Annotated in this window: 13 protein-coding genes and 2 tRNA genes; 4 read left to right on the top strand and 11 right to left on the bottom strand. The window is 28.3% G+C overall.

The window, feature by feature from the left end; all coding sequences use genetic code 11:
* Positions 1-17: 17 nt before the first annotated feature.
* Entirely contained in the window at positions 18-1,373 is a 1,356-nt protein-coding gene (locus AELL_RS07480) for a hypothetical protein (RefSeq protein WP_118917346.1), read from the top strand.
* Positions 1,374-1,384: 11 nt separating this feature from the next.
* Positions 1,385-1,528 carry a hypothetical protein gene (locus tag AELL_RS14275; protein WP_164967244.1) on the top strand — a complete coding sequence of 48 codons (144 nt, stop codon included), beginning with the start codon at positions 1,385-1,387 and terminating at the stop codon, positions 1,526-1,528.
* Between the two features lie 24 nt (positions 1,529-1,552).
* Here AELL_RS14275 and AELL_RS07475 read toward each other — a convergent pair.
* Both AELL_RS07475 and AELL_RS07470 read right to left on the bottom strand, forming a co-directional pair.
* A tRNA-Met gene (locus tag AELL_RS07475) sits at positions 1,553-1,629 on the bottom strand.
* Between the two features lie 19 nt (positions 1,630-1,648).
* A tRNA-Gln gene (locus tag AELL_RS07470) sits at positions 1,649-1,723 on the bottom strand.
* A 119-nt stretch (positions 1,724-1,842) separates the two neighbouring features.
* On the opposite strand from AELL_RS07470, the gene AELL_RS07465 reads away from it, so the two are divergent.
* The gene (locus AELL_RS07465; protein WP_118917345.1) at positions 1,843-2,874 is read left to right on the top strand and encodes a bifunctional 3,4-dihydroxy-2-butanone 4-phosphate synthase/GTP cyclohydrolase II; all 1,032 of its coding nucleotides are present in this window, start codon (positions 1,843-1,845) and stop codon (positions 2,872-2,874) included.
* A gap of 13 nt (positions 2,875-2,887) precedes the next feature.
* On the opposite strand, the gene AELL_RS07460 is transcribed toward AELL_RS07465, so the two are convergent.
* The 5 genes from AELL_RS07460 to AELL_RS07440 all read right to left on the bottom strand — a co-directional run bounded on the left by AELL_RS07460 (position 2,888) and on the right by AELL_RS07440 (position 8,488).
* Entirely contained in the window at positions 2,888-3,382 is a 495-nt protein-coding gene (locus AELL_RS07460; RefSeq protein ID WP_118917344.1) for a hypothetical protein, read from the bottom strand.
* Positions 3,383-3,466: 84 nt separating this feature from the next.
* Positions 3,467-5,047: a phosphoenolpyruvate carboxykinase (ATP) gene (gene pckA, locus AELL_RS07455; protein WP_118917343.1), complete on the bottom strand. Its 1,581-nt coding sequence runs from the start codon at positions 5,045-5,047 to the stop codon at positions 3,467-3,469.
* A gap of 29 nt (positions 5,048-5,076) precedes the next feature.
* Positions 5,077-6,402, bottom strand: coding sequence for a sodium ion-translocating decarboxylase subunit beta (locus tag AELL_RS07450; RefSeq protein ID WP_118916242.1), 1,326 nt, complete (start codon positions 6,400-6,402; stop codon positions 5,077-5,079).
* Between the two features lie 17 nt (positions 6,403-6,419).
* Positions 6,420-8,234, bottom strand: a complete 1,815-nt coding sequence (locus AELL_RS07445) for a biotin/lipoyl-containing protein (RefSeq protein WP_118916243.1) — start codon at positions 8,232-8,234, stop codon at positions 6,420-6,422.
* 5 nt (positions 8,235-8,239) lie between these two features.
* Complete coding sequence (locus AELL_RS07440) at positions 8,240-8,488, bottom strand: OadG family protein (protein ID WP_192941184.1); 249 nt, start codon at positions 8,486-8,488, stop codon at positions 8,240-8,242.
* Positions 8,489-8,816: 328 nt separating this feature from the next.
* Here AELL_RS07440 and AELL_RS07435 point away from each other — a divergent pair, with 328 nt between their 5' ends.
* Positions 8,817-9,473, top strand: coding sequence for a S24 family peptidase (locus tag AELL_RS07435; protein WP_118917341.1), 657 nt, complete (start codon positions 8,817-8,819; stop codon positions 9,471-9,473).
* A 1-nt stretch (position 9,474) separates the two neighbouring features.
* On the opposite strand, the gene AELL_RS07430 is transcribed toward AELL_RS07435, so the two are convergent.
* Genes AELL_RS07430 through AELL_RS07415 form a run of 4 tightly spaced genes read right to left on the bottom strand, consistent with a single transcriptional unit; the run spans position 9,475 to position 13,487 of the window.
* On the bottom strand, positions 9,475-10,473 hold the full coding sequence (locus AELL_RS07430) for a peptidoglycan synthetase (RefSeq protein WP_118917340.1): 999 nt from the start codon (positions 10,471-10,473) through the stop codon (positions 9,475-9,477).
* Positions 10,473-12,431 carry a methionine--tRNA ligase gene (gene metG / locus AELL_RS07425; protein WP_118917339.1) on the bottom strand — a complete coding sequence of 653 codons (1,959 nt, stop codon included), beginning with the start codon at positions 12,429-12,431 and terminating at the stop codon, positions 10,473-10,475. The genes AELL_RS07430 and metG overlap by 1 nt, the downstream gene beginning before the upstream one ends.
* Before the next feature lie 14 nt (positions 12,432-12,445).
* A complete protein-coding gene (locus tag AELL_RS07420) occupies positions 12,446-12,652 on the bottom strand; it encodes a hypothetical protein (RefSeq protein ID WP_118917338.1) in 207 nt (68 codons plus the stop codon).
* Complete coding sequence (locus AELL_RS07415) at positions 12,645-13,487, bottom strand: class 1 fructose-bisphosphatase (protein ID WP_118917337.1); 843 nt, start codon at positions 13,485-13,487, stop codon at positions 12,645-12,647. Before AELL_RS07415 ends, AELL_RS07420 begins: the two co-directional genes overlap by 8 nt.
* Positions 13,488-13,489: the final 2 nt, after the last annotated feature.

Genomic DNA, 13,489 nt, shown 5'->3' with positions numbered 1-13,489 from the left:
TACATAAGGAAAAAAATATGGAAAATGAAATTTTAAATTTATTATTAGAAACTTTAAAAATTCAAGCTCAAAAATATAAAATTATTGTTGATGATGATTCACTAACACACGAACAAAGAAAAGAATTTGATACAGAGATTACACAAATGTATAACGTATTAGCTAATCTTTCAAATTCATCAACAATTTACACACTTGCAGAATTAAAAGGTTTAAAAGCCCAATATGATGTTAAATTTGCTGAATTTGATGAAAAGGTTGCTAATCTTGATTTATCTCATTTATTAGTTAGTTTTGATTCATTAACACAAGAGCAAAAAGACTCTTTAAAAGGTCAAAATGGTTTAAATGGAAATGATGGTGTAGATGGTCAAAATGGATTAAGTGCTTATGAAATAGCAAAAAATAATGGTTTTGAAGGTTCAGAGCCTGAATGGTTAGAAAGTTTAAAAGGTCAAAACGGTTTAAATGGAAATGATGGTGTAGATGGTCAAAACGGATTAAGTGCTTATGAAATAGCAAAAAATAATGGTTTTGAAGGTTCAGAGCCTGAATGGTTAGAAAGTTTAAAAGGTATAGACGGTCAAGACGCAGAAAGTGCAATTTTTGATTTTGATACTTTAGATACGGTTCAAAAGAATAAAATAGTTACTTTTGTTTTTCAATCTTCAACTTTTACAGATTTATTACAAAGAATTGCTAATCTTGAAAATAATTCAGGTTCTACACCAACAACACCTGAAACACCAACAACAGATTTTATAAATCCTTTTGAGATTGAAAATTCAATTTATTCATTTAATAAATTAAGTGATAATGAACTTTTAATTAGAGTTCTTAGAACTAGCCAAATTAATGATTATAATATGTTAGTTACTAATTTATCACTTAATGTTGCAGATATCGAAAAAATAGATTATAAAGTTGTAAAATCTTACAACCCTTTAGAGGTTTCAACTGATTTAAGTGTTTTAAATGCTCCTGAATCTTATGAAACTTTTACTTATATTTTAGATAGTTCAACAACTTATCCAACTGCATTAAATGCTATAAATGTAGAATATATGGAAAATCTTGGTAGTTCTTTCGCTAATTATGATAATTTAGCTTCAACTGTTGCAAATGAATTAAAAGCTTATATTGCTGTTATTAATGGTCAATTATTAATTATTGCAGATAGAAATATAAATGCCTCTTACTATATTGAAAATATTTTAATTACGTTAAAAAGTGGTCATTCTGCTGATATCTCAAACGTTTCAATTTTAGAAAGTGGTTTACTAACTGGTGCTCATAGATTACTTGATTTTAATATAACTGAATATGATACATTTGTTAATGATGTTTCAGATTTAATTCCTCCAGCAAATTAAAGAGGTGTTATATGACATTAGATAAAGATACAATCGAATTATTAACACAATTGTTTATTTTGATGAATAGTGTGGCTATTGTTCCACTTTTTAAATATATATTTTATAGTTTAAAAGAGATTAGCTATATAAAAGGTCATTTAGGATTGAAATAATATAAGATTTTATTATGATTTTTTTGGTTGCGGAAATAGGATTTGAACCTATGACCTTCGGGTTATGAGCCCGACGAGCTACCTAGCTGCTCTATTCCGCGGTATTTTTGTATCAATTTGTGGATGGGGTAGAAGGATTCGAACCTTCGAATGACGGTACCAAAAACCGTTGCCTTACCACTTGGCGATACCCCAAGCTTTTAAGTGATGGAATTATAGTTAAATAACAATTGGTTGTCAACCCTTTTTAGATTAAATTTTGGATTTTTTGATATAATAATTGAATAAAAAATAATTAATTATAAAGAAGTAATATGAATGCAATACAAAGAGTACAAGAAGCTATAAAAGAGATTCAAAAAGGTAATATGGTAATTATGTTGGATGATGAGGATAGGGAAAATGAGGGTGATTTAGTTTATGCTGCTCCTTTAAGTAGTCCTGAAAAAGTTAATTTTATGGCTACACATGCAAAAGGTTTGATTTGTGTATCTGTTACAAAAGAAACAGCAAATAGATTACAATTAAATCCAATGGTTAGTTCTAATACTTCATCTTATGAAACTGCTTTTACGGTTTCTGTTGATGCAGCTGATGCAAGTACAGGAATTAGTGCAAAAGAGAGAGATGATACTATAAAAATTTTATCAAATCCTATTTCAAATCCTTTAGAATTAGTAAGACCAGGTCATATATTTCCATTAATTGCAAAAGATGGTGGTGTTTTAGTAAGAACTGGACATACAGAGGGAAGTGTAGATTTATGTAAATTAGCAGGACTAAATGGTGAAGCCGTTATTTGTGAAATTATGAAAGAAGATGGAACAATGGCAAGACGTGATGATTTAGATATTTTTGCACAAAAATATGATTTAAAACAAATATATATATCTGATTTAGTTGAATATAGATTATCACATGAAAAATTAGTTGAAGAAATTTCAAGTGTTAATAAAAAGTTTTTTTCAACTGATACCTTACAAAAAGAGTTTAAAGACCATTTAGGAAATATACATACAGCAATTATTTTTGGTGATATAAAACAAGTAAGTCATATAAAATTTCATACAATAGTTCCAGATATTGAATTATTCTTAAATGATGAAAAGTTACAATCAATGCTTAAAACAATAAATTTCTTACAAGCAAAAGGTGGAGTTTTAATTTTCTTAAGTGATGAAATGAGAAAAAAAGAGACACAAAAAGATTACGGAATAGGGGCTCAAATCTTAAATTCTTTAAATATTAAACAAATTAAACTTATGACAAGTGGAGGTAAACACTCTTTTGTGGGATTACAAGGCTTTGGTTTGGAAATTGTAGAGGAGATACAAATAGAGTGTTAAAACACTCTATTTATTAATAAATTCCTGCAGCTGATTTTATTAATTCTAAAGTTCTTTGAGGGATAATTAGTGATTCAGCTAATTTTTCTTTATTTTCTTTATAATATTTTGATTCTAAAATAGCATTTATTTTATCTTCAAATTTTTGAATAACTGTTTCTTGAGTATCTTTATCTTCAATATTTAAAAATTGTTTAGGTTCTTGATTTTTAACACGAGTTAATCTGTAGTTAAATAAATAAGCATTATCAAAGTCTTCATTGAAAATTTTACAAATTTCTTTATAAACATCATCAAGTTCAGCTTCGTATTTTTTATAAATTATACCTGCACTATCATTTAATGCTTTTGTAAAATTATCATAATCTACAAATAACTCTCTTAAGACAGAATCCTCTAAACTATCTTTATTTACATCAAATTTTTTTGATAGTATATGATTACAACAATAATAAACAACTTCATCTTGATTTTTTTTAATATTTTCTAAAAAAACAGATATTTCCATGAGTTTCTCCCATTTTTAATTAAAAGGAAAGAGTGATATTATCACTCTTTCAACAGTTTTTATTTTTTCTAGGAGAATTATAACTTATAAAACTGGTCCTGCAGCTGTGAAATCATATTCACTTTCTAAAGTTAAGTATTTTTTAAAGTTAGTAATATACATTGAAGCTAATTTCTTTTTAGTTTCATCATAAGAAACTTTGTCTTCCCAAGTATTTCTTGGATTTAATACTTCCGTATCAACACCTTTTAATGTTTTTGGAATAGCTAAATTAAACACAGGTAGGGTTTCAAATTCTGAATTTTCAATAGAACCATCTAATATTGCATTAATACAAGCTCTAGTATTTTTAATACTCATTCTTTTTCCAACACCATAAGGACCACCTGTCCATCCTGTATTTACTAAATAAACATTTACATTATGTTTATCTATTTTTTTACCTAATAATTCTGCATAAACTGTAGGATTTAATGGTAAAAAGGCTTCCCCAAAACATGAAGAGAATGTAGCTATTGGTTCAGTAATTCCTCTTTCTGTTCCTGCAACTTTTGCTGTATAACCACTTAAGAAATAATACATAGCTTGTTGTTTATCTAGTTTTGCAACTGGAGGTAAAACACCAAATGCATCAGCACATAAGAAAATTATATTTTTTGGATGACCACCTCTCATATCTGGAGTATGATTTGGGATATGATCTAATGGATAAGAAACTCTTGTATTTTCAGTTTTTGAACCATCAGTATAATCTACAACACCATTTTCATCAGCTACTACATTTTCTAAAATAGCACCTTTTTTTATAGCATTAAAAATTTCAGGTTCACTAGATTTATCAAGATTAATAACTTTTGCGTAACAACCACCTTCAAAGTTAAAAATTCCTTCATCATCCCAACCATGCTCATCATCACCAATTAAAGCTCTATTTGGGTCAGTTGAAAGTGTAGTTTTTCCTGTTCCTGATAATCCGAAGAATAAAGCAGTATCTCCATCTTTACCAATATTTGCAGAACAATGCATAGGTAATTTTCCTTCTAAAGGAAGCCAGTAATTCATCATTGAGAATACACCTTTTTTCATTTCACCTGCATACCAAGTTCCACCAATAATTGCTGTATTTTCTTCTACATTAAATATTACATAAACTTCTGAGTGTAAACCATGACTAACATAAGCCATATCTACTGTTTTACAAGAATTATAGATTGTAAAATCAGGTTTAAAATTATCTAACTCTTCTTGCGTTTGAGGAACAATAAACATATTTTGAATAAAATGTGCTTGCCATGCAACTTCAGTTATAAATCTAACTGATTTTCTTGAATCAAGAGATGCACCACAGTAAACATCAGTAACAAAAATATCTTTATTACTTAATTGTTTTTTAGAATTCTTTAATAAATCTTCATAAACTTCTTTAGAAACTTTGTGGTTAATATCACCCCATGCAATATATTTATTTGATGGATCTTGATTTACAAAAAATTTATCTTTAGGACTTCTTCCTGTAAATATACCAGTATCAATCATTAAAGCACCAGTTGAAGATACTTTAGCACCTTCATTTTCTACTGCATATTTGATTAATGAATCTACATCTAAATTTCTTTTTACAATTCCAACGTTTTCTAAACCTAATGAGTCTTTAATTTCAGACATAATTTAACTTTCCTACTTGTTAATTTTAATTATTTAAATATCGATAAAAGGACACCAGCAGCAACTGCTGAACCAATAACACCAGCCACATTAGGACCCATCGCATGCATTAATAAAATGTTCGATTTGTCATAAAGTTGACCTTCTTTACTAACAACCCTTGCTGCCATTGGCACAGCAGATACTCCTGCTGCTCCAATTAAAGGATTTATTTGACTATCTTTTGAACTTACTAAATTCATTATTTTAGCCATTATTACACCCATTGCAGTTCCTGCAGCAAACGCTAAAAGACCTATTGCCATAATTCCTAAAGTCTCTGCTACTAAAAATTGCTCTGATGCTAGTTTTGAACCAACACCTAATCCTAAAAATATTGTTACAATATTAATTAATGCATTTTGCATTGTATCAGAAAGTCTATCAACAACTCCTGATTCCCTTGCAAAATTCCCAAAACATAATGCTCCAATTAATGGTGCAGCATCTGGTAAAATTAATAAAGTTAATGATAATACTACTAATGGGAAAACAATTTTTTCTAACTTAGATACTTTTCTAAGTGTAGACATTTTTATTTTTCTCTCATTTTGAGTAGTTAATACTCTCATAATTGGTGGTTGAATTAGTGGTACTAATGCCATATATGAATAAGCAGCAACGGCAATAGCTCCAAGTAATTCAGGTGCAAGTTTTGATGCAACGAAAATTGATGTTGGACCATCAGCTCCACCAATGATTGAAATTGCAGCAGCTTGTTCTAATGTAAAGTTAATCCCTGGAACAAATTGTGCTAATAATACTGCACCAACAAGTGATCCAAAGATTCCAAATTGTGCAGCACCACCAAGTAATGCAGTTTTTGGATTAGCTAATAATGGACCAAAGTCTGTCATAGCTCCAACACCCATAAAAATTAATAATGGGAAAAACTGATTTGTAATACCCATACTATAAATAATTCCTAGCATTCCATCTGGTCCTGCCATATTTGCTATTGGTATATTTGCTAATAATCCACCAAATCCAATAGGAATTAATAGTAATGGTTCAAACCCTTTTTTAATTGCTAAATAAAATAATAAGAAACAGATGAAAATCATGATGATTCTTCCATACCCTTGAGCAAAGAATGTCATCTCTTTTCCATGTGAATCTAATACACCAACTTGTGGTTCAAACAAGGCTTTAATACCAGTTGTTGCATAAAACGAATCAACTAGTTCACCCATTGTTTTTGAATGATAAGGCTGTTTTTCTTCTGTTGGTGTTTCAACAGCAGGTGTTGAAGCAAAACTATTTAGTGCAAAAGCACTAAATAGAAGAAAAATAGCTATTAATATATTTTTTTTCATTAATTACCCTCAAATTATTAACCAATAATGGCTAATGTTTGTCCTTCATCAACAGCTTGTGCATTATTTACTAAAATTTTAGTTATAACTCCAGAAACTGGTGCAGTTATATCTATTTCCATTTTCATAGCTTCAAGAATCATAATTTGTTGATCTTTTTCAACTCTATCACCTTCTTTTACTAAAATTTTCCATACAGCTCCATTTACAGCTGCTGGTACTTCTGTTCCACCATTTGAAGCAGGAGCAGGTGTTGAAGAAGCTACTGAATTAGAACTTGCAACAGGAGTTACTTGAATATCTGCATTTCCTTCAGCAATTGTTACATTAAATCTTTGTCCATCAACTACAACAGTATAGTTTCCACTAGCATTTGCCATTTTATTCTCTCCTAATTTACAATCTTTATCATTATCACAAACAGAATCATTTTTTCTTACATTTAAAGGTGATTCACCTTTTAAGAATGCAATTCCTTTTTCATCACAAGCAGCAGCAATAAAGATATTTTCTTCTGTTGCTTCAATTCCTTCAATCTCTAATCTTTGTTTCCAAACAGAGATTTTTTTCTTTTCATCTCTATCAGCGATATCCAAAGGATTTTCTTTTGTAGGTTCAAGTTTTAATTTTTCAGCTGCTAGTTTTACAACTTCTGGATCTGGCTCAACTGGTGTTTTACCAAAGTAACCTAAAACCATTTTCCCATAACCAGGAGCAATTTGTTTCCATGGACCAAACATAACATTTGCGTATGCTTGTTGCCAATAAAATTGAGAAACTGGAGTTACAGATGTACCATATCCACCTTTTTCAACAACTTCTCTCATAGCTTTAATAACTTCTGGGAATTTATCTAAAGTACCATTATCTCTCATCATTTGAGTATTTGCAGTTAATGCACCACCTGGCATTGGAGAGAATGGAATTAAAGGAGAAACTTGAGTAGCTTCTGGTGGGATAAAGTAATCTTTTAAGCAGTTAGCTAAAACATCTTGATATTTTAGAATTTTATCAATTTCTAAACCACCTAAATCGTAGTTTTTACCTTTTACAGCATGAAGCATAGTTAAAATATCTGGTTGAGATGTTCCACCACTAACAGGAGAGGCAGCTAAATCGATACCATCAGCTCCAGCTTCTAAAGCTGCTAAATAACAAGATACTGAAACACCAGCAGTTTCATGAGTATGAAGTCTAATATGAGTTTCATTACCCACTAATCTTCTTGCCATTTGGATTGTTTCATAGATTTTTTGAGGAGATGAAGTACCTGATGCATCTTTAAAGCATAAAGAGTCAAATGGTAATCCACTATCAAGAATATTTCTTAAAGTTTTTTCATAAAAAGGTACATCATGAGCACCAGTACAACCTGGAGGTAAATCCATAAGTGTAACAACTACTTCATGGTTAAGACCATATTTTTTAATACATTCAGCACTATATTCAAGGTTTTGAACATCATTTAATGCATCAAAGTTTCTGATTGTTGTTGTTCCATGTTTTGCAAACATTTTTGCATGTAAGTCGATTAATTCTCTAGAACCAGTATCTAGCATTACTGTGTTGATACCTCTAGCTAAAGTTTGTAAGTTTGCATCTGGTCCAACGATTTCTCTAAATTTATCCATCATTTCAAATGCGTTTTCTTGTAGATAGAAGAATAAAGATTGGAACCTTGCTCCTCCACCAAACTCAAAGTGAGTTATACCTGCTTCTTTTGCTGCTTCTACAGCTGGAAAGAAATCTTTCATTAGGACTCTTCCACCAAAGACAGATTGGAATCCATCTCTAAATGTGGTGTCCATGATATCTATATATTTTTTAGACATATATTTTAACCCTTCAGATTTTTATGATGTTGTACTGCAGCAACTATTGCAGCCATTTTTGCAGCTTCAGTTTTTGTGTTATTTGTTACTATTGGACTACTATTTACTGGTTTCTTCTCTTCTTGTGGAAAAAACTTTGTTAATATTATCCCTTGTGCTTTTAGTACAAATATCATTATTGTTAGGAATGCAAATACTACTCCCATCCCTAAAAACATAAACTTTACTGATTCTGCGATTAAGTTTACTTCCATATTTTTCTCCATGGTTACCACTTGTAAATATCAACGTAATAATATATAAAAGTTGCTTTAGTAATATTTATATTTTTAATAGATTTTTACTAAATTTATAAATTTTAATTTTTTCTTTTGATTAAAGGATTTTTTCACCAAACTCATAAATAAAAGTATCAATTTTTCTAAGAATTTTTATAACATTATTTTTAGTTTTGTTTATTTTTATTACCATAATATATCCTTTTTGTAAAATATTTCAAATTTTATAAAAAAATAAAAATATACTTGAAAAATATTTCATTTTGTAATATAATTTATTTTAATTACTTCAAAAGGAGTTAAAGTGTTAATAGTTGATGAAATTATAGAAAAATTAAAAGATATAATTAGTGCCGATGGTAAAAATGGAAAAGTATTTGATAAAGATGTTGCTGAATCTCTTGAATTAAGCCAAGCAAATTTTGCTACTATGAAAAATCGAGGAAAGATACCTTTTTCTAATATATTGAATTTTTGTGCAAAAAAGAAAATTTCAATTAATTGGCTTTTATATAATCAAAATCCAGGTTCATTAGTTGATACAACTGATAAATATTGGATTAAATATTATCCTTCTATTGCTGTTAGTGCAGGGGGTGGCGCTTATGAAGCTGAAGATAATTATGAATCATTAGAATTACCAACATATTTTGTAAATATGTTAGGAGGAAAAGAAAATTTAAAAAATATAGATGCTATAAATGTAGTAGGTGATTCGATGGAGCCAACTTTAAATAGTGATAATATTATATTTATTGATAAAACAAAAAAAGATGTAACAAGAGATGGAATATATGCTTTTACTACTACTCATGGATTATTTGTAAAAAGAATTCAAAGGCGTGTAGATGGAAAACTTGATATTATCTCTGATAATAAAGATTATCCATCTCAAATATTGAATAAAAATGATTTAGAAATTTTAGGAAAAGTTATAAGCTCTTTTGGATTAGTATATTAATTTAAAAGAGTGTTAAAACTTTTTCTGATTTCATAAAGTATTCATAAACATCTTTATAATTAAAACCTATAATATAAATAGCATTAAATTTTATATCTTTTATTATTGGTTTTAATTTTTCCAAATCATCTATTATAATTTGTTCCTCATCTTTTAAAAAATCTATTTTAAAAGATGAAATAAAAATAGTTTTTGCATATTTATATTTATCTTTAATATAAAAAATTTCTTCTTTATATAACTCTTCATTATTTTGACAAATTACAAATTTATCACTTTTCCCAAATTCAACTAGATTAAGACTTTTATCTAAAAATAGAGGTTTTAAATGATAAAAAGATTTTAGTTTTGTAAAATCTAAATCTTGATTAAATAGATTAAAAACCCTAATGAAATTTTTTAAATATAAACTAGAAATTTTTAATCTTGAAAAATAGTTACCTTTGTATGAAAAAGATGTTTCAAAAAGCGAATGTTCAATTAAATTATCAATTTCATCTAAGTTTATAGTTTTATCAAAATTAAAACAATTTGGGTATATTTTATCAAGGTTGTTTTTATCAGATGAAATTAAAATATCATTATTTTCAATATCATCAATAATTTTAAAAAGATTTTCTAACTTTTGAGGTATTAATTTTATATTTTGTTCAAAATTATTTGAATAAATTTTTAATAAATCATATGTTGCTTTTTGACAATAATAGACTTCAAGATTTTTAACTGCAAGTTTAAATCTTATTAATTTTATGACAGATAATTCTATATTTTTAACCTTTATCCAAGCTATTTCATTATCTATTATTGGATAATTCTCTTCTAAAATTATTGCAAATGCACCATTTTTAATTGCAAGTTCAATTTCATCTAAATTTTTAGTGATAAATAAATCACCTTCTTTAACTTTATTTACATTTGTTTTGATTGAATATATAAAAGAGATTGATGGAGAGTTTAATAAACTTCCATCAACTATATCTAAAATAGATGAGATTTGCACTAGCTTATTTTTGTTCCAGATTTTTTTGGTGCTTCTGGTCTTAATAATGATAAACCATTTTCATCTTTTGCTGCCATCAACATACCTTCACTTAACATTCCCATTAATTTTGCAGGTTTTAAGTTTGCAACAACACAAGCTTGAGTTCCTACTAATTCTTCAGCTTTGTAGTATTCTTTAATTCCAGCTAAAATTTGTCTATTTCTTCCTTCTCCTAAATCTACTTGTAATTTTAGAAGTTTTGCAGATTTTGGAACTTCCTCTGCTTCAACAATTGTTCCAATTTTTAAAGTTGTTTGGAAAAATTGGCCAATAGTTATTAAGTTGTCATCTTCTTCTTTTAATTCTATAACTTTTGCAACTTTTTTTGTTTCACATTCAGCTTTTGTTTCATCTGAAACAGGAGGTTGTTCTAAAAGAATTTCTTCAATTCTTGGGAATAGTTGATCAACTTTTGTAATAACAGTATCAGCTAATAACTCTTGATTTCTTATTAGTTTATTGAAAGTTTCAGTATTAATATTCATACCTAACGATTTAGCAATTAGTTTAATTTTTTCAGGCATAACAGAATCTAAAAGTAGGGCAACTTTAGCCATAATATTTGTAATTAAAGCAACTAAAGCCATAGCTTCAGCAGTTTTATTTTCTTTCATTAAATTCCAAGGCTCATAATCATTGATTGCTTTATTTGCAATAGTTAAAACCTTCCAAATCTCTTCAAGATATCTGTTTATTTGCATATTAAAAATATATTTTTCAACAGAAGCTAAAATTTCATTAACTTCATCAAGTTCTTTTTTGTGGAATTTTTCAACATCAACTGAACTTACTTTATAATCAAAATATTTTCCACTCATTCCAGAAATTCTATTTAATAAATTTCCTAAATCATTCCCTAAATCAGAGTTAATTCTGTCAATTAATGCTTTTTGTGAAAAATCTCCATCTTGACCAAATGGAACTTCTCTTAACATAAAATATCTAAATGCATCAAGTCCATAAGCATCAGCTACTTCTTTTGGATTTACAACATTTCCTTTTGATTTAGACATTTTTTCACCATCTCTTGTCCACCAACCATGAGCTGCAATATGTTTTGGAAGAGGTAATTCCAAAGACATTAAAAATGCTGGCCAATAAATAGCATGGAATCTTAAGATATCTTTTCCTACAAGTTGAACATTTGCTGGCCAGAAATTCATATTTTTATTGTCTGTTCCATATCCTAAAGCTGTGATATAGTTCATAAGTGCATCTAACCAAACATACATAACATGTTTTGGTTCATTCATTGATTCTGGTAATTTTACTCCCCAATCAAAAGAAGTTCTTGAGATTGATAAATCTTTTAATCCACCTTTTACAAAGTTAACTATCTCATTTTTTTTACTTCTAGGTAAGATACAATCTTCATTTTCTTCATACCATTTGATTAATTTATCTTCATATTTTGATAATTTAAAGAAGTAACTTTCTTCTTTTACTATTGAAGTTGGTCTTCCACAATCAGGGCAAAATTGTTCATCAACTAATTGTTTTTCAGTAAAAAATGTTTCACAAGATACACAGTAAAAACCTTCATATTCACCTTTGTAAATATCACCTTTATTAAACATTGTTTCAAATGCTTTTTGAACACCAGCTTTATGCTCAACATCAGTTGTTCTTATGAATTTATTGTATGTGATATCAAAATCATCCCATAAAGTTTTAAATTTACCAGAAATTTCATCAGCATACTCTTTTGGAGTTTTTCCTCTAGCTTCTGCACTTTGTGCTATTTTTTGACCATGTTCATCAGTTCCTGTTAGAAAAAATGTCTCATGACCTATAAGTCTTGTGTATCTAGCTAACATATCAGCGATTATTGTTGTATATGCATGTCCAATATGAGCTACATCATTTACATAATAAATTGGTGTTGTTATATAAACATTTTTACAAGATTCTTGCATTTTTACCTCTTTTTTTAAAATTCAAATCCACCGCCAGAACCTTTATTCATCGATTCATAAACAGCTATCACATATCTTTTTCTTAATTCACATTCAAAAAATTGACTACAAGGAGTACAAGATTTTAAACTATTTGATTCTTGACAGTTTTTTAATTCAACTATCATTTTGTCTAGTTTTAAATCCCACTCATCAATTACAATTTCATTATGTTCAGACATTTTTTTTATAAACTTCTAAAACTCTATTTATTTCAGTTTTTGAACCAAAGAAACAAGGAGTAGTATCATGAATATGAGAAGTTTGTACTTCTAAAACTCTTTTAAATCCATCAACGGCTGCTCCACCTGCTTTTTCATAAGCTAAAGCAAAAGGGAAAACTTCAAATAATTGTCTTAATTTTCCTTTTGGTTTATCACTAGTTCCTGGATATGAAAATAATCCTCCACCTTTTAATAAAATTTGGTGTAAATCTGGAACCATTCCTCCACTATATCTTAATCTATAACCATCATTAAAAATGTCATCAATTAATTGTTTATGAAAAGGTGCCCAACAATTTTGAGTTGAACCTGGAGCATTTAATTTACCTTTTTCATTTAATTTTATATTTTGGATAAATTTAAACTCACCATTTAGTAATCTATACATTTTAACATCAGTTGTAGTTACAACCATTTCAACTCTTGGTCCAAAAACTACATAAACCGAAGCAATTATATTTTGTGCATTAAATTCATTTTCATAAATACCAAAAATTGAACCAACAGATAGGTTTACATCAACTAAAGATGAACCATCAAGTGGATCATAAGCGATTAAATATTTACCATTTTCATGTAAATTAACAATTGCTTCTTGTTCTTCACTAACAATTGCTTTGATTGATGGAATTTTTTTGAAAATATTTTCAATAATTTCATCACTTTCAATATCAAGTTTTAATTGAGTGTCACCTGTTGAATTTTCAGATTCACTTTTTCCTGTATCACCAGTTTCAATTAAATATTTTATTTTTATTGCTGATTCTTCAATAGCTTTAATTATTTCTTGCATAT

This window comes from Arcobacter ellisii (assembly GCF_003544915.1).
Classification (GTDB): Bacteria; Campylobacterota; Campylobacteria; order Campylobacterales; family Arcobacteraceae; genus Aliarcobacter; species Aliarcobacter ellisii.
Note: the sequence above shows the minus strand (reverse complement) of the source record. Positions and strands in the feature narration are given on the sequence as shown.

Coding starts and splice junctions, on each gene's coding strand:
- AELL_RS07420 (WP_118917338.1), bottom strand. CDS start 12,652: ATGTCTGAACATAATGAAATTGTAATTGATGAGTGGGATTTAAAACTA.
- AELL_RS07440 (WP_192941184.1), bottom strand. CDS start 8,488: ATGGAAGTAAACTTAATCGCAGAATCAGTAAAGTTTATGTTTTTAGGG.
- AELL_RS07480 (WP_118917346.1), top strand. CDS start 18: ATGGAAAATGAAATTTTAAATTTATTATTAGAAACTTTAAAAATTCAA.
- metG (WP_118917339.1), bottom strand. CDS start 12,431: ATGCAAGAATCTTGTAAAAATGTTTATATAACAACACCAATTTATTAT.
- AELL_RS07460 (WP_118917344.1), bottom strand. CDS start 3,382: ATGGAAATATCTGTTTTTTTAGAAAATATTAAAAAAAATCAAGATGAA.
- AELL_RS07415 (WP_118917337.1), bottom strand. CDS start 13,487: ATGCAAGAAATAATTAAAGCTATTGAAGAATCAGCAATAAAAATAAAA.
- AELL_RS07465 (WP_118917345.1), top strand. CDS start 1,843: ATGAATGCAATACAAAGAGTACAAGAAGCTATAAAAGAGATTCAAAAA.
- AELL_RS07450 (WP_118916242.1), bottom strand. CDS start 6,402: ATGAAAAAAAATATATTAATAGCTATTTTTCTTCTATTTAGTGCTTTT.
- AELL_RS07445 (WP_118916243.1), bottom strand. CDS start 8,234: ATGTCTAAAAAATATATAGATATCATGGACACCACATTTAGAGATGGA.
- AELL_RS14275 (WP_164967244.1), top strand. CDS start 1,385: ATGACATTAGATAAAGATACAATCGAATTATTAACACAATTGTTTATT.
- pckA (WP_118917343.1), bottom strand. CDS start 5,047: ATGTCTGAAATTAAAGACTCATTAGGTTTAGAAAACGTTGGAATTGTA.